Annotated in this window: 15 protein-coding genes; 10 read left to right on the top strand and 5 right to left on the bottom strand. The window is 61.9% G+C overall.

Annotated features, from left to right (window positions below; all coding sequences use genetic code 11):
- Positions 1-92: 92 nt before the first annotated feature.
- The 3 genes from ACTNFJ_RS00830 to ACTNFJ_RS00820 are packed head-to-tail and all read right to left on the bottom strand — an operon-like array spanning position 93 to position 2,650.
- Positions 93-1,268: an acetyl-CoA C-acyltransferase gene (locus ACTNFJ_RS00830; RefSeq protein ID WP_435907512.1), complete on the bottom strand. Its 1,176-nt coding sequence runs from the start codon at positions 1,266-1,268 to the stop codon at positions 93-95.
- Positions 1,268-1,912 carry a CoA transferase subunit B gene (locus ACTNFJ_RS00825; protein WP_435907511.1) on the bottom strand — a complete coding sequence of 215 codons (645 nt, stop codon included), beginning with the start codon at positions 1,910-1,912 and terminating at the stop codon, positions 1,268-1,270. The genes ACTNFJ_RS00830 and ACTNFJ_RS00825 overlap by 1 nt, the downstream gene beginning before the upstream one ends.
- A 3-nt stretch (positions 1,913-1,915) precedes the next feature.
- Positions 1,916-2,650: a CoA transferase subunit A gene (locus ACTNFJ_RS00820; RefSeq protein WP_435907510.1), complete on the bottom strand. Its 735-nt coding sequence runs from the start codon at positions 2,648-2,650 to the stop codon at positions 1,916-1,918.
- 132 nt (positions 2,651-2,782) lie between these two features.
- Between ACTNFJ_RS00820 and ACTNFJ_RS00815 the strand changes: the two genes are divergently transcribed.
- Together ACTNFJ_RS00815 and ACTNFJ_RS00810 are read left to right on the top strand one after the other, a co-directional pair.
- A complete protein-coding gene (locus ACTNFJ_RS00815; RefSeq protein WP_435907509.1) occupies positions 2,783-3,637 on the top strand; it encodes an IclR family transcriptional regulator in 855 nt (284 codons plus the stop codon).
- A gap of 71 nt (positions 3,638-3,708) precedes the next feature.
- Entirely contained in the window at positions 3,709-5,055 is a 1,347-nt protein-coding gene (locus ACTNFJ_RS00810; protein ID WP_435907508.1) for a D-alanyl-D-alanine carboxypeptidase family protein, read from the top strand.
- Between the two features lie 6 nt (positions 5,056-5,061).
- Here ACTNFJ_RS00810 and ACTNFJ_RS00805 read toward each other — a convergent pair whose 3' ends face one another.
- Positions 5,062-6,369 (bottom strand): M20/M25/M40 family metallo-hydrolase, encoded by a 1,308-nt coding sequence (locus ACTNFJ_RS00805; RefSeq protein WP_435907507.1) that lies wholly within the window; start codon positions 6,367-6,369, stop codon positions 5,062-5,064.
- 160 nt (positions 6,370-6,529) lie between these two features.
- Between ACTNFJ_RS00805 and ACTNFJ_RS00800 the strand changes: the two genes are divergently transcribed.
- A complete protein-coding gene (locus ACTNFJ_RS00800; protein WP_435907506.1) occupies positions 6,530-7,159 on the top strand; it encodes a TetR/AcrR family transcriptional regulator in 630 nt (209 codons plus the stop codon).
- Between the two features lie 63 nt (positions 7,160-7,222).
- On the opposite strand, the gene ACTNFJ_RS00795 is transcribed toward ACTNFJ_RS00800, so the two are convergent.
- Positions 7,223-7,408: a CsbD family protein gene (locus ACTNFJ_RS00795; protein WP_435907505.1), complete on the bottom strand. Its 186-nt coding sequence runs from the start codon at positions 7,406-7,408 to the stop codon at positions 7,223-7,225.
- Positions 7,409-7,647: 239 nt separating this feature from the next.
- Here ACTNFJ_RS00795 and ACTNFJ_RS00790 point away from each other — a divergent pair, with 239 nt between their 5' ends.
- From ACTNFJ_RS00790 to ACTNFJ_RS00760, 7 genes are all read left to right on the top strand, one after another.
- On the top strand, positions 7,648-7,950 hold the full coding sequence (locus ACTNFJ_RS00790) for a hypothetical protein (RefSeq protein WP_435907504.1): 303 nt from the start codon (positions 7,648-7,650) through the stop codon (positions 7,948-7,950).
- A 140-nt stretch (positions 7,951-8,090) separates the two neighbouring features.
- Positions 8,091-8,930, top strand: a complete 840-nt coding sequence (locus tag ACTNFJ_RS00785) for a TspO/MBR family protein (RefSeq protein WP_435907503.1) — start codon at positions 8,091-8,093, stop codon at positions 8,928-8,930.
- A 22-nt stretch (positions 8,931-8,952) separates the two neighbouring features.
- On the top strand, positions 8,953-9,237 hold the full coding sequence (locus ACTNFJ_RS00780; RefSeq protein WP_435907502.1) for a DUF488 family protein: 285 nt from the start codon (positions 8,953-8,955) through the stop codon (positions 9,235-9,237).
- A 708-nt stretch (positions 9,238-9,945) separates the two neighbouring features.
- Complete coding sequence (locus tag ACTNFJ_RS00775) at positions 9,946-10,845, top strand: DUF3800 domain-containing protein (RefSeq protein ID WP_435907501.1); 900 nt, start codon at positions 9,946-9,948, stop codon at positions 10,843-10,845.
- Positions 10,846-10,978: 133 nt separating this feature from the next.
- Positions 10,979-12,283: an AAA family ATPase gene (locus ACTNFJ_RS00770; protein WP_435907500.1), complete on the top strand. Its 1,305-nt coding sequence runs from the start codon at positions 10,979-10,981 to the stop codon at positions 12,281-12,283.
- Positions 12,284-12,378: 95 nt separating this feature from the next.
- Positions 12,379-13,626 (top strand): IS256 family transposase, encoded by a 1,248-nt coding sequence (locus tag ACTNFJ_RS00765; RefSeq protein ID WP_444711774.1) that lies wholly within the window; start codon positions 12,379-12,381, stop codon positions 13,624-13,626.
- 196 nt (positions 13,627-13,822) lie between these two features.
- Positions 13,823-14,503, top strand: a complete 681-nt coding sequence (locus ACTNFJ_RS00760; protein WP_435906729.1) for a TOPRIM nucleotidyl transferase/hydrolase domain-containing protein — start codon at positions 13,823-13,825, stop codon at positions 14,501-14,503.
- The last annotated feature ends 103 nt before the right edge of the window (positions 14,504-14,606 follow it).

Raw genomic sequence — 14,606 nt, 5'->3', positions numbered from 1 at the left:
AAATGCGGGGTCGGGCCGCAAACTGACAGCGGCGCAGGGTTCAGATCCCGCGAACCCTGCGCCGCTGTCCACTCGACCGAAAAGTTTGGCCCCTACAGCGCCCTAAGCACCACGGCGCTACCCTGGCCGCCGCCGCCGCAAATGCCGACCGCGCCGAGCGAGCCCGAACCAAGCGTCGCAAGCTGGCGCGCGAGCGTGCCCACGATGCGCGCGCCCGAGGCACCAATCGGGTGCCCGAGCGCGACGGCCCCGCCGTGCGGGTTGACGATCGCAGGGTCGAGCCCCAACTCGGTGGTCGACTGCACGCCGACCGCAGCGAAGGCTTCGTTGATCTCGACCGCGGCAAGGTCGGAAGCCGAGGCGCCGCCAGCAACCTTCGCCAGAGCCGCACTGATCGCGCGCGCAGGCTGCGAGTGCAGGTGGTAATCGGGGCCCGCGACGAAGGCTGTGGCCTCAACGCGAGCGATTGGTGAAAGGCCGAGTCGCGAAGCCGCAGCCTCGCTCACGATCACGAGCGCGGCCGCACCGTCAGTGATCTGCGACGCGTTGCCCGCGGTAATCGTGCCGTCCTTCGAGAACGCCGGGCGAAGCGCAGCGAGCGACTCGGCGGTCGTCTCGGGGCGGATCCCGTCGTCAGCCGATACCACCGTGTCGCCGCGGCGCGACGTCACCGTGAACGGGGCGATCTCACCGGCAAAGAATTCGGCTGACGCCGCGGCACGCTGGTGCGACTCTGCGGAAAACGCGTCCTGCTGCTCGCGCGTCAGGCCGAGCGGAACGTTGCCGGTCTCGGTGAGTGAACCCATCGCAGTGCGTTCGAATGCGTCGGTCAGGCCGTCGTGATCCACTGTGTCGATCAACTGAGCGGTGCCGTACTTCGTGCCCGCGCGCATCGGGATCACGTGGGGCGCGAGCGACATCGATTCCTGCCCCACCGCAACCACCACATCGGCCTCGCCCGCATTGATCAGCCGCACCGCCTGCGCAACTGCCTCGGTGCCCGAGAGGCAGACCGCGTTGATCGTGATTGCGGGCACGTTCAACGGGATTCCCGCTCCCACCGCGGTTTGCCGGGCCGGGTTCTGGCCCGCGCCGCCCTGCAGCACCTGCCCGGCCACCAGCTGATCGACCTGCTCGGGAGACACCCCCGCGCGTGACAGCGCCGCGCGAACGGCGTGTGCGCCGAGCACCGTCGCGGGCTGCGCCGCGAACTGCCCGGTGAATTTCACGAACGGGGTGCGTGCGTACCCGGCGATCATTGCGGTCATTAGTAGATCTCCTCAAGTTCAACGGTGAAATCAGCTCCGGTGAGTGAGCGTATCTCACCTTCATCATGCCCAGGTGCGAGTCGGCGCAATACCAACCCGCCGTGAACCACGTCAAAGACTGCCCGGTCGGAGATGATGCGATCCACCACACCCGCACCCGTGAGCGGGAGAGAGCACTCGGCAACGATCTTCGGGCTGCCATCTTTCGACACATGCTCGGTGAGCACAATCACGCGGGGGGTGCCAGCCACCAGGTCCATCGCGCCACCCATACCCTTGACGAGCTTGCCCGGGATCGTCCAGTTGGCCAGGTCGCCGTTCGCCGCAACCTCCATCGCGCCGAGAATCGCGGTCTGCACGTGGCCGCCGCGGATCATGCCGAACGACGTGGCCGAGTCGAAGATCGAGGCACCGGGCACGAGTGTCACCGTCTGCTTGCCAGCGTTGATGAGATCCGCGTCCTCCTCGCCCTCGAAGGGGAATGATCCCATGCCCAGTATCCCGTTCTCGCTTTGCAGCTTCACCGTGATGCCCTCGGGAAGGTGGTTGGCTACAAGCGTCGGGATGCCGATGCCCAGGTTGACGTACTGGCCATCAGTGAGTTCTGCGGCGGCGATTGCCGCCATTTCATCTCGCGTCCACATGGTTTATGCCTCCCCGACGACTGCCGCGGCGCGCGGCCGCACTGTCAGTTGTTCAATATCCTTAGTCGGGTCCTCGACGCGCACGATGCGCTGCACGAAGACACCGGGAGTGTCGATCCGCTCGGGATCGAGGTAGTCGTCGCTGAGGTGCTCGACCTCCGCGATCGTGACACGGCCACACATCGCGGCCAACGGATTGAAGTTGCGCGCAGTCAGCCGGTACCGGAGGTTGCCCTCCGCGTCCCCGGTGTGGGCGCGCACGAGCGCGAGGTCTGCGACGATCCCACGCTCAAGAATCGCGCGCTTCCCATCAAACTCAGACTCAGGCTTCCCTTCGGCGATCGGGGTACCCACGCCCGTCGGCGTGTAGAACGCGGGAATGCCGACACCGCCCGCCCGCATGCGCTCGGCCAGCGTGCCCTGTGGCACGAACTCAACCTCGAGAGTGCCGTCGAGGTACTGCTCGGCGAAGAGCTTGTTCTCGCCCACATACGAGGAGAGCACCTTTCGCACCTGCTGGTTCTCAAGCAGCAGCCCGAGCCCCTTCCCATCGACCCCCATGTTGTTCGACACGATCGTGAGGTCTCGCTTCCCGGTGTCGCGCAACGCGCGAATAAGGTTCACCGGGATCCCGCTGAGGCCGAAGCCCCCGACCGCGATCGTCATCCCGTCTTCGACCAGTCCGTTCAGCGCTTCCGTCGCGCTCCGTGCGATCTTTAACACCATTGTCGCTGACATCCGTTCATTATGTGACCAAGTGGATCCGTTAGCCCCAGGGTAGAAAGCGTCATTGACGCTGGTCAATCTGTGCAGGGCTCCGCTTCACAGATTGCTCGCATCATGGCCGACTCCGCGTGTATGGTTCACAATATGGACACATCGCAGAGTGTCGGCCTGACGCGCAGCGGTGACGCGCCCAAAGCCGACGGACAGGGCACGCATCGACAGTCACCCGACCGGTCGGTCGCCGGCGCGCAGGTCGTGGGTCGTATAGCCGCGGTGCTGCGCGCCGTGAGCGGTGCCATGCCTGCAGGGCTCGGCACGAGCGACATCGCGCGATCCGCCACCATCACGAGACCGACCGCGCACCGGTTGCTCAGCTCGCTCATCGAACAGGGGTTCATCGATCGCGACCAGCGCACCGGCCACTGGCTGCTGGGGCCCGAGATCTATCTCATGGGAGCCGTCGCCGCCGAGCGCTACGACATCTCGGACATCGCGCGCGAGCACGTGGCGGCGCTCGCCGAGGCGACCGGAGAGAGCGCATTCCTCTCGGCACGGCGCGGCGACGAGACCGTGTGCCTGCTGCGTGCGGAGGGCGCGTTTCCGATTCGCTCGTTCGTGCTCTATGAAGGCCGCCGTTTCCCTCTCGGAGTGGCCTCGGCCGGGCTCGCGATCCTTTCGTTCCTGCCCGAGGAGACCATTGAACGCTACCTCGACAGCGTTGACCTTGAGCCCGAGTATGGATCCCAGCACTCGGCGGAGCGGCTGCGAGTGGCCATCGCCGAGACCCGGCGCACTGGCTACGCGGTGAACCCGGGCCTCGTCGTCGAGGGCAGCTGGGGCATGGGTGCCGCGGTTTTTGGCCCGTCGGGGCAGCCGGCGTATGCGCTCAGTCTGACCGGCATCGAGCCGCGTTTCTCAGTGGATCGGCAGCCCGCCCTCGGGCGCCTGCTCCTCGAGCATGCACACCGGCTGACGCTGCGCCTCGCCTCCACTCGCTAGGGTGGACCACCACGCAGGGTTCAGGACCGGCGAACCCTGCGCCGGCGTCCACCGGAGGTAGGCTCGAAAGGGTGACCGACGCACCCCCGCCACCTCCGCTCGATCCGGCTCGGGCACGCATGCTGCGGAGGCGGAGGCGCACGGTCGTCTCAGGCATCCTCATCTTGGTGCTCGGCGCCGCAAGTTACACGGTCGCCGTCGCCACAACCGAACTCCCGGCACTCGAGGCCATCCTGAGCGTCGCGGAAGAAGCCGCGTACGCGGCAGATCCGGCTGCCCTTGAAGCTGGCGTCAGTGCACAATCACTCCCCACGGCGGTCGGGTGGGCCCATGAAGATGAGGTGTGGTCGAACAGCGACGAGCCGCAGTCGATCGCGAGCATCACCAAGCTGGTCACCGCCCTGGTCGGCCAGGCAGCGAACCCGCTTGAGCCTGGCTCCGATGGCTTCACCCACGTATGGACTCCCGCCGATCGCCAGCGCCAGTCCGAACTCATTGCGCTCGACGGCATCGCGTTCCCCGTCCCGGTTGGCAGTGAATTCACCCAGCGTCAGATGCTCGAGCTCATGCTGTTGCCCTCGGCCAACGATTTCGCCCAGGCCTACGCGAATGCGATCTTCGGCAGCAATGAGGGGTTCGTCGCCGCGGTGAACGATTGGAAAGCCGCCCACGGCCTTGAATCTCTCACCATTGTCGAACCGAGCGGGATGGACGCCGGCAATCAGGCTACCCCCGCGGATCTCGTTCGCTTAGCCCGCCTCGCACTTGCCGACCCGACACTTTCCGAAATCACGCAGATGCAGAGCGCGGTGATCCCTGGCATCGGCGTTGTGGAGAGCACAAATCCTCTCCTCGGCAACGACCCCGGCATAGTCGGGCTAAAGACCGGCCGCCTCTTCACCACAGGATTCAATCTGCTCGCCGCGCAGACAAGCGAGACGAGCGGCCGAGTTCTGGTGAACATCTCAGTATCTCTCGGGAGACCTACCGCCGCGGATCGGGTGGCAGCGAGCCGGGAGATGCTCGCCCTCCTCACGGCTCAACCGCAGACCGTGGAACTCGTCGCCAAAGAGGAGCAGGTCGGAAGCCTCGTCACTTGGGCAGGCGACACCGTCGCGCTCCTCTCGAGCGAAGCCACCTCAGCGGTGCTCATTCCAGGCGAAACCGCAAACCGCACCATCACGCTCGCCCCGCTGATGACACCCGCGGGGGGCACGGCGCCCGCAGGTGTTGTCGTCGGAGAGTGGTTGATCACGACACCCATCGGCGAGCGACGCGTCTCGGTGATCACCGCTGATCCCATCACCGAGCCGGATCTGTGGTGGCGCCTCACCCACCCGTCGATCGTATTCGGGTGGGCCGATCCACAAGCAATTAACCAAGCATCGGTAAACGCAGCGATACCGGCAAAGCACTAGTCCGCTCTACGGGCCAACGCGCTCAGCGACCACGCGCCGCAGCGCGTCGTACGTCAGCCGCACCGATTCGACATCGATGCGCTCATCATGCGAGTGGATCATCTCGCGGTACCGCTCGTAGCTCCAGCTGGCAGAGAGCACTCCAAAGCCATATGCGGGCACGCCGATGCCCCGAAAGAGACGCGCATCAGACCCACCCGCGGCCATGATCGGCACAACTGGCGCCCCGGAGGTTGCCTCAACCGCGCGCGCGACTGCCGCAAACAGCGGGTTGTCGATAGGCGATTCCGAGGCAGGCCATCCGCGCAGATGCTTGATCTCGACTCCTTCCGCGTCGTCCCCGAGCATCTCGATAAGCAGCTCGTCGACCGATTCGTCGGTGGTGCCGGGAAGCGTGCGAATATCTAGATCGATAGTCGCTTCACCGGGGATCACATTGTGTGCCTGGCCCGCACGCAGCTTCGTAGGCGAGATCGTGACTCGAGAGATGGCGTGCGCGTAGCCTGCGATGCCGCCAAGTTCACCGAGGGCTGTGTCGAGCCGCACCGGGTCGCGCATGCGTTCTGCCACGTGCGGATCCGCAACGCGTGCGGAGACGAACGCGTCCCACAGCGGGCCCAACTCAACCGCCGGCTCAACCAGGGCAAGTCGGCGGAGCACAGCGCCGGCGTTGACCGCGGCGCTCTCAGCCCCGAACGGGATCGAGGCGTGACCGGGGCGGCCACTCACTACGAGGCGCCGACCGGCCGAACCCTTTTCTGCCACATCAATGGCTACGTAGTCACCCATACGCATGCCGCCGGTCTCGGAGAGCGCCTCGGTGATCCGGATCGCCTCGGGGTGCTCGCGGAGCAGCCACTTCAGTCCATACTCACCGCCGGCTTCCTCGTCGGCGACGGCCAGCAGCACCAGATCTCCTCGGGGAGGCTGAGGAGCAAGCGCCACCTCTCGCACCACGCAAGCAAATACCGCGGTGAGGTACAGCATGTCGACCGCGCCGCGGCCCCACACTTCGCCATCGATCAGGTCGCCGCCGAACGGATCGCGGCTCCACTGGTCCGCATCGACAGGTACCACATCGAGGTGCCCGAGCAAACCGAGTGCGGGTGCCGCAGGATCGGTGCCGCGCACACGAGCGATGAGAGAGGCCCGACCCGGAGCCGCTTCGAGAACCTGCATTTCGACCGGCACATCGGCGAAGAATCGCTGCAGCACACGCACAGCGCGAATTTCACCACCCGAAGCGGGATCCCCGGTGTTCACGCAGGCTTCACGGATCAGCGCGCGGAGCAGCTCCACCGCGTCTTCAGTCACCCGCACCCACCTCCGGAAACTCCGTGAACGGGCGAACTCGAAGGCCGCCCCACGTTTCTTTCAGCCTACCCGTTCACTATCAGGACACCTTCTGACTCCTCGTCTAAGCTTGAACACGGCCCTAGAGGGGCGGGGCCACCCGCACTACCAAGGAGCAATCATGCCAAACAAAGATTCCCAGCCCCAGCCCGGGCTTCGAATACGTAAGAAGCGCGCCACAGAGAACGCGATCGAAGTCTCCGCGGTCTCGCTCGCACTCGAACATGGCATCGAACACGTCACCGTCGAGATGATCTGCGAGCAGGCTGACATTTCACGCAGCACGTTCTTCAACTACTTCGCTGGTCGCGACTACGCGATAGTAGGTCGGGCCATCGAGCCGCTACAGGGTGAAGAGGCGGCCGCTGTGCTTGCCTCGACTAACGGCGACCTGGTGCGCGGGGTGATTCGCCTCATCTTTGCCTCGATTGGGCACCAGCACGTGAACACCGAGGTCGCGCGAAAGCGCGTGCAACTGAGCGCCGCGCAACCGGCTGCGCTGCAGCTCTCGTCGGGCATCCTCGTCGAAGGCTCGATGAAGCTGATTCCGGTCATTGCCGGGTGGCTCGCGGAACACCCCGAACACGCGAAGCTCTCGGACTCGATGCAGGAAGCGACGTTCGCAGTCGGGCTCGCACACGCCGCCCTCGGTGCACTGATCGCCGAAGCCACACAGCAGAATGGCGACATCACCGCTGGCGACGCACACGTCGACGCGGTGCTCGAGCAAATGCGGTCGGTGCTGGGCTAGCACCGGAATGACGAAACCCCCGCTCGACATGTATGTGGAGCGGGGGTTTTCTGTAGCGCAGTGCTACTTATCGAAGATGTCCTTCGCGGCATCCTTGGCGTTTTCGCCGGCATTCTTCAGGTCGCCCTTGGCTTGATCCATCTTGCCCTCGGCCACCAGTTTGTCGTTGTCAGTGGCCTTGCCGAAGGCTTCCTTCGCCTGGCCCTTCGCCTTGTCCATACCTGCGGAAATCTTGTCGTCTGCACCCATCGGGGGCCTCCTTCGTTTTCGTTGACGTGTGGACAGTAACTACTGTGCCAGGTGGTCAAGGTCGCGCATAGGGGGTTGTATTCTCAGCAAAAGGCCCTCAAGGGATAGTCCGTCGAAATTTGCGGAGCGCACAGCGAGGTAGTCCTGCCATCAGCGGGAATAGGATCGAGCCTGATGCCGAATTGGGGAGTACCGTAAGGTGGACATGATCCACTAATCGAGAGTCGCAGAGGACCTTCATGACCACCCCACAGGCTGACCCCGCAACATTCGAGACCGGTGCCGCGAGAAGCGCCCTCGTCACCGGACTAATCGGCATCGTGCTGATGGCGATCTACATGCTCACGCCGGTCGGGCCGTTCGTGCTCTATAGCGGCATGCTGTTCGGTCTCGTCGGTCTCATCCTGGGGATTGTCGCGTTGAGTAAACGGCAGCCCAAGGGGATGGCCGTTACTGGGCTCATCACCGGAGCAGTGGCGTTTCTCTTCGGGCTCGTCGTGGTGCTCTTCGCACTCTTGTTCGTGGGTGCCGTCTCTTTCTAACGGGGCCCGCGCGCAGCGCTCGCAAGAAGCGCGAAGATTCAGTCTGTGCACTCGGCCCGTTGAGCGAGTCAGCCGGCAAAGACTCAGCAAGTAGAGTGAGTCAAAGCTAGGAGGCCAGGAATGAACCCTAGGAGGCGGCTGTGACCACGACTTCAACAAGCCCCGATCACCAGGCCCATCAGCGGCAAGGCCTCGCGCGGCAGATCATCATTCTCGTGAGCTCGGTGGTGGCGATCATCGCCGCCTTCATCGGATCGGGCGCCTTTTTCGGAACCCCGATTCAACAGGCCGCCGGCGGCTTCCTCGACGCTGATTCGACGCTCATCGCCCCGGGCACCGGCGCATTTAGCATTTGGAGTGTCATCTACACGGGCATGCTTGCATACGCCATTTGGCAAGTGCTGCCCGCTCAACGCAGCGACCTGCGGCAGGTGCAGATCGGCTGGTGGGTGGCGGCATCGCTCATACTCAACGCGATTTGGATCGGCGTAGTGCAGGCCGATCTGCTGTACCTGAGCCTGCCGGTCATCGCCCTGCTGCTGATTGTGCTGTGCCGGATCTTCGTCATTTTGCGACGGACGACCCCCAAGAACACGGTTGAGATCATTGTCGCCGATGGCGCGATAGGGCTGTATCTCGGCTGGGTCATCATCGCCACCACCGCGAATGCCACAGCAATTCTGGTGGCGGCCGGCTTCGACGGGTTCGGAATCGCGCCGGAGATGTGGTCGACGCTCGTGCTCACGGTGGCCTCCGCGATCGGCATCGCCCTGGCGTTCTGGGGTAGCGGTCGTCTCACGCCGATGCTGGCTCTCTGCTGGGGCATCGCCTGGGTAGCCATCGCGAGATTCACCGATCAGCCGTACTCGCCCGCGACGGGCGTTGCGGCGATCGTCGCGACCGTTCTCGTCGTCGTGGCGACCATAGTCGCGCGGGTGATTCACCACCATCGGGCGCGCAGCACCGAAGGCGCAAACTGAGATTCAGGATCTCCTGTGCTGAATGTGTCCGATGACACAACCCGCTCAAAGCGTTTCACTGAGAGGAAACGAAAGGGGCAGCATTGGCTCATCACCTCTCAGTCGGGGATCATTTCTCGTGGCACCCTCAGGCCGGACCTATCTCAGCCAGCATCGTGAAGGGTTGGCGGAGTTTCGCGCTCGGGGCGCACAACACCGGGTCACGCTGCCGCGTTCAGAGGCCGTCTGGTCGCGATGCCATCGGCGGATCATTTCCGATCACCTCGTCGCACACGGCGAAGAGCTTCTCCATAGTTGTTCGATCTGAGAACTCGAGGCCGCTTCCGTACGAGATTGGCTCGATCGGTATCAGAGCACACGCGGAATCTGTTGACACAAGCCCACACCACTAACACTTATGCGCCTAAGTGTTGGTAGCGTGCCGAGTTCGGCACATCTACCCGGGCCCCGCGCATTCAGCGCTGAGCGCCTTTCACCTTCGATTCGAAGTTGTAAAGAAACCTGGGATTCTCTTTCTTCTTCGGGTGGATTTGTAAAGTTTGAGGCCAGGATCAGCGGCTGTCACCTGTATGTAGACGGGAAAAAGGGAGGCCCGAACCCGCGAGATTTCGCTGATCCGGGCCTCTGACCAGGCCTTTCAGCCGGGGCTCTTCAAGAAACCGTTAGAAGTCCCAGTACTCGTCACCGCCCGCGTGATTCCGCGGATTCTCGGTAGTTGTGGAGTTGTCGTGCCCCCAGCGTGCCACTGTGAAATGGGCTTCGTGTCCAGCGCTGTTCAGCACTAAAGTAGGGTCATCATCAAGGCTAAGGTCAGGTCGCTCCATCGGCAATGGTTCGATGTGCCCTAGGCACATCGATCGCTCCACCAAAGCGTCCGCGCGTTGACCCTTCGACGCGCGTGTTGTAGTGTGAATGTTGGTAGCGGAGGTTGAGGGAAACCAAGAGGATCTCCACGCGCCAGTCCAAAGACCCACGTGAAAGCGTGGGTTTTTGCGTTACACGTAAGATCATAGGCATGATGCTTGCGTACTTGGATGAGGTCGGCGAGCCAGGCGCGTATATCTCAAAGAGCCATGCGCGCTTCAACACGAGTCCTGGGTTCGGGTATGCCGGATTCGTCATCCCCGATGCCAAGGCTCGGGAGTTTGGCTCGATCTTCACCAGTGAGAAGCGCGCCCTCTTTGCGTCCACGTACGAGTCGGCCACCAACCCCGGTGTTTGGGAAATCAAAGGCGCTTCTGTGTTCCGGTCGAAGACCCCTGACTATGCACCGCAAAACATCCGCGTCTTCAAGAACCTATGTCGCCAGCTCACGCGGCTCGGTGGCCGCCTCTTCTATTACGTGGACGAGAAGCCCAAGGGAACGCCGAAGCAAGTCGCACTCGACATAGATCTCGTCGAACGACGCGCCATGGAAGAAGTTCTGAACCGAATCTGCAGAGCGGCAAACGCTCGCAATGAAAACGTCATGTTCATGATCGACGCGATCAGCGAAGACCAGCGTTCGAAGCGACTACCGAACATGTATGCGCACATCCTCGGTCGCGCGGCCGATAAGCCCGAGATGCGCCGCGCGGTCGAGCCTCCGATGCATATAGACAGCGAGCTAAGCGCCTCGATTCAGTTTGCAGACTGGGTAGCGGCGATTCTTGGGCGCGCTGTCGAGTACCAGCTTCTCGCCGACGGAGACTGTCTTTGGGTTGGTGAAGCGCTCTGGCCACAACGCGACACTATCTTCACGAAGGAATCGAAGCTGCATTTACTCTCTGACCGCTCGATCGACGATCTTTATACCTGGGATTTGTTGAAGCGAGAGCGGCCGCTTCTCACTTCCGGTTCAGTAATCCCCGACCCTGAAACCGCCCGCAAAATGGAGAATCTTTTCCAGCGAACCATCTCTCAGAAGAAAGACTGACCTCTCCGTCGTGGACGCCCCACAACAAGCGAAACAATCTACCGCCACACGACCGTTCCTCCTCGATGTAGCGCCTCGCCGATAGCCTAGAGGCAAGAGCGGCGCTGAGCCCACGTACAAAGGAGTATTCAGGATGCGCGTTGAGTCTGCGACAGTCAGTAATTTTCGCTGTGTGATCGATAGCGGCCAGCTCCAGGTGGAGCCCGAAAAGACGATCTTCGTCGGCATCAACGAAGCCGGTAAGACCGCCCTACTGAAAGCTCTACAGCATGTGAGCCCTACCGACGACACTGCCGCTATCGATTGGCTCTTCGATGCACCTGCATCCATGGTTGACGACATTCGCCGAAAGAACCTAGACCCGGCAAAGCTCCCTGTAGCGCGGGTGGTCATGCGTCCGGAACCGAAGGATCTAACCGGATTGAACTTGCCGGAAGGCTCCGATGAAATCAGGCTCGTCATGACAGCTTGGATGAACAAAAAGCGAACCTATTCGGTTTCAGGGCTCCCAGCCTCACCGACTGTAGGCGATGCTGAGAAGGCGATTATACGGCTCGCAGGCGCCATGAACAAGCAATCCGACGCGGAGGCGAAGCAAGCTGCTAAGGCGATCTTGGAATGGAAGGAAGCACAAGCTCCAGACGCCGCGATAAGTGATGAAGTTGCCGCTGAACTAAAGGCGCACCTTGATGCTACTTTGTCGTTGTTCGCAGACGGGTCAGCTGCCGAGACCCACTGGGACGCGCTGAGCACCACTGTCAAGAGTGGCCTTACGCTCGATAAGATCGGCAAGCATTTGGCGGCTCGCATGCCTCCTTTTGTCTACTACTCCTCGTACTTTGCGGTCCGCCCTCGTATCCATCTCAATCGCTTGGCCGAACGCGAAGCGTCAGGCGAGATCGACCTGGAATACGATTTCGGAAACTTGCAACTGCTCAAGTTTCTCGGCTTCACTGCCAAGGAGCTCTCCGAAATGGCATCCGAAGCCCCCGAGAAGGGGCACAACTACGAAAACGATGTGAATGTTCAAGATGCGTACAAGCGAGAGCTGTCTGCTCACGAACGTCGCGTCACTGAGCGTAAGAGGGCACTCCAGACGGCGGGAGCACGACTTACAGAGGAGATTCGGAGAGTCTGGAACGATGACAGACTGACCATTCGTTTAGATGTGGACGGTCAGTACCTCCAGACCTTGGTTGAAGACGAACTGGGTATTCCCGTTGAGCTGGATCAGCGGAGCGAGGGCTTCCGCTGGCTTGTCTCATTTTTCGTCGTCTTCCATGCGCAGGCTAAGGACGATTTGAAGGACGCCATCCTTCTCCTGGATGAGCCTGGCCTGAGTCTTCACGCGCTAAAGCAGCAGGAGTTCCGCAAGACGGTTTCGCGACTCGCTGAAGGTAACCAGATTCTATACACGACCCATAGTAGTGCCCCGTAGAGTGGTGTAACGATCCCGGCCAGCAAACGTAAGCGTGGCCACCGGGATCTTCCTTCGAGGAAACTCTCACATCCCACTCGAAAGGTGTCACACCGATGACCACTCCCTCTATTGTCGACCCTGTCACTGTCCTCGCCAACGCTCTGGGCGACGCGTCTCCTGACCTGATGCGTACTCTGCTCCAAACCATGATCAACACGCTCCTCTCTGCAGAGGCCGACGCGGTCTGCGGTGCCGAGTACGGCAAACCCTCTCCCGAGCGCCTCAACTCTCGCAACGGATACCGCACCCGCGAGCTCGATACCCGTGTGGGAACCGTGGATGTCGCGATCCCGAAGCTCCGCTCCGGCACGTACTTCCCCGAGTGGCTCCTCGAGCGCCGCAAACGCTCAGAAGCAGCGATGATCACCGTCGTCGCTGACGCCTACCTCGCCGGCGTCTCGACGAGACGGATGGACAAGCTCGTGAAGACCCTCGGCATCCATTCCCTGTCGAAGTCGCAGGTTTCCCGGATGGCCGCCGATATGGACGAGCACGTGCGCGAGTTCCGCACGAGACCCCTGGGCGACTCAGGGCCCTTCACGTTCGTCGCGTGTGACGCGCTCACGATGAAAGTTCGTGAGGGCGGGCGCGTGATCAACACTGTTGTGCTCGTCGCGACCGGGGTGAACGCTGACGGGCACCGGGAAGTCCTGGGCATGCAAGTGGCGACCGCAGAGACCACGATGGCATGGAACACGTTCTTCGCAGACCTCGTCGCTCGCGGCCTCACCGGGGTGAAACTCATCACCTCTGACGCGCACGCAGGCCTCGTGGAAGCGATGCGGGCGAACTTCCCCGGGACGTCGTGGCAGAGGTGCCGCACACACTACGCCGCGAACCTGATGGCAGTGACCCCCAAGAGCATGTGGCCAGCGGTCAAAGCGATGCTGCATTCCGTGTACGACCAGCCTGATGGGACAAGTGTTGAGGCGCAGTTCGATCGGCTCCTGGACTACGTCGAGGGCAAGCTCCCTGAGGTGTTCGACCACCTCGATGCTGCCCGGGCTGACATCCTCGCGTTCACCACGTTCCCGAAAGATGTGTGGCAGCAGATCTGGTCGAATAACCCAAACGAGCGCCTGAACCGCGAGATTCGCCGTCGCACTGATGTCGTTGGGATCTTCCCAAACCGCGACGCGATCATCAGGCTCGTCGGGGCGGTCCTTGCAGAACAGTCCGACGAATGGGCTGAGGGACGCCGTTACCTCGGTCTTGACGTCCTCGCGAGGTGCCGCCTCACGCTCGTAGACACCGAAACGATCGAGCACCATGCTCTTCCCGAGCTCGAGGCCGCAGCATGAGCACCGATGCCCGAACTACTGGGCGGCACTACGTCGCCGCGAACGATCTCCCCGCCAGCATCTGCGACCACAACGAAAACTAGCCCCACAACCTTGAAGGATCACGAAACGGTTACACCACTCCACGGGACTTGACCCGACCCATTCGCCTTTTATGGTTGGCTCGGATGAACTCGATCTAGTTCGCATCGTCGAGATGACAGACCGAAAGACGGGAACGAAGGTTCACACTCGTCTCGCAGTCGACGATCCGAAATCGATCTATCCACTCCAGGCGGCGCTTGGCTACGATCTTGCACAGAGTATGTTCACACACAAGAAAAATCTTGTAGTTGAAGGCGTCACAGACTTGCTCTACATTGAAGCTCTAAACTCGGCCTTTGCGGCGGAAAGCGGTGCCACGCTGGACGACGGAGTAGCGCTTGTGCCCGCAGGAAGTGCCAGCAAAGTTGTCTATTACAGCACCATCCTCACCAGCCAGAACTTGCGTGTTGCCGCTTTACTTGACTCGGATGCGGCTGGCGACAGAGCAGCCGAGCAGGAGGCTCTCTGGCAACTTCTGACCAGCAAGAGAATCCTCCGGACAGGCGACCACATACCGAAGGTCGAGCGAGCCGAAATCGAAGACCTGCTTCGTGTCACCCTTGGGCTCATCGCAAGAGACGAGTGCGGATGGGACAGCGTCTCCACCATCGCAGCACAGCCCAGGCGCCCGATCATCGAAATACTCACCGACGAACACACCGGAGTATCGAAGTGGAAGCTTGCTCGGACTTTCGTTAGATGGCTCGCGACCAACAGTATTAGCGCTCTGACTAAGGAAGAACGAGTCTCCTGGTCGTCATTAGTCGCAGCCGCAAACAAAGCGCTCACTTAATCGAGACTTGGCGAACAGCCACTGGCCACTAGGGATCTGCTGAGGGTTCGCTCAATTCAATGTAGGCAGGAAGTGTCCTTCTCGCAATAATTAGCGAATAAGT

It is taken from the genome of Leucobacter shiyiweii, assembly GCF_052446065.1.
GTDB lineage: Bacteria > Actinomycetota > Actinomycetes > Actinomycetales > Microbacteriaceae > Leucobacter.
This window is presented reverse-complemented; position numbering and strand designations above follow the sequence as displayed.

Excerpts from the sequence above, each read along its gene's own strand:
- ACTNFJ_RS00830 (WP_435907512.1), bottom strand. The coding sequence starts at position 1,268 with ATGACCGCAATGATCGCCGGGTACGCACGCACCCCGTTCGTGAAATTC.
- ACTNFJ_RS00825 (WP_435907511.1), bottom strand. The coding sequence starts at position 1,912 with ATGTGGACGCGAGATGAAATGGCGGCAATCGCCGCCGCAGAACTCACT.
- ACTNFJ_RS00820 (WP_435907510.1), bottom strand. The coding sequence starts at position 2,650 with ATGTCAGCGACAATGGTGTTAAAGATCGCACGGAGCGCGACGGAAGCG.
- ACTNFJ_RS00815 (WP_435907509.1), top strand. The coding sequence starts at position 2,783 with ATGGACACATCGCAGAGTGTCGGCCTGACGCGCAGCGGTGACGCGCCC.
- ACTNFJ_RS00800 (WP_435907506.1), top strand. The coding sequence starts at position 6,530 with ATGCCAAACAAAGATTCCCAGCCCCAGCCCGGGCTTCGAATACGTAAG.
- ACTNFJ_RS00795 (WP_435907505.1), bottom strand. The coding sequence starts at position 7,408 with ATGGGTGCAGACGACAAGATTTCCGCAGGTATGGACAAGGCGAAGGGC.
- ACTNFJ_RS00790 (WP_435907504.1), top strand. The coding sequence starts at position 7,648 with ATGACCACCCCACAGGCTGACCCCGCAACATTCGAGACCGGTGCCGCG.
- ACTNFJ_RS00780 (WP_435907502.1), top strand. The coding sequence starts at position 8,953 with ATGTGTCCGATGACACAACCCGCTCAAAGCGTTTCACTGAGAGGAAAC.
- ACTNFJ_RS00775 (WP_435907501.1), top strand. The coding sequence starts at position 9,946 with ATGATGCTTGCGTACTTGGATGAGGTCGGCGAGCCAGGCGCGTATATC.
- ACTNFJ_RS00770 (WP_435907500.1), top strand. The coding sequence starts at position 10,979 with ATGCGCGTTGAGTCTGCGACAGTCAGTAATTTTCGCTGTGTGATCGAT.
- ACTNFJ_RS00765 (WP_444711774.1), top strand. The coding sequence starts at position 12,379 with ATGACCACTCCCTCTATTGTCGACCCTGTCACTGTCCTCGCCAACGCT.
- ACTNFJ_RS00760 (WP_435906729.1), top strand. The coding sequence starts at position 13,823 with ATGACAGACCGAAAGACGGGAACGAAGGTTCACACTCGTCTCGCAGTC.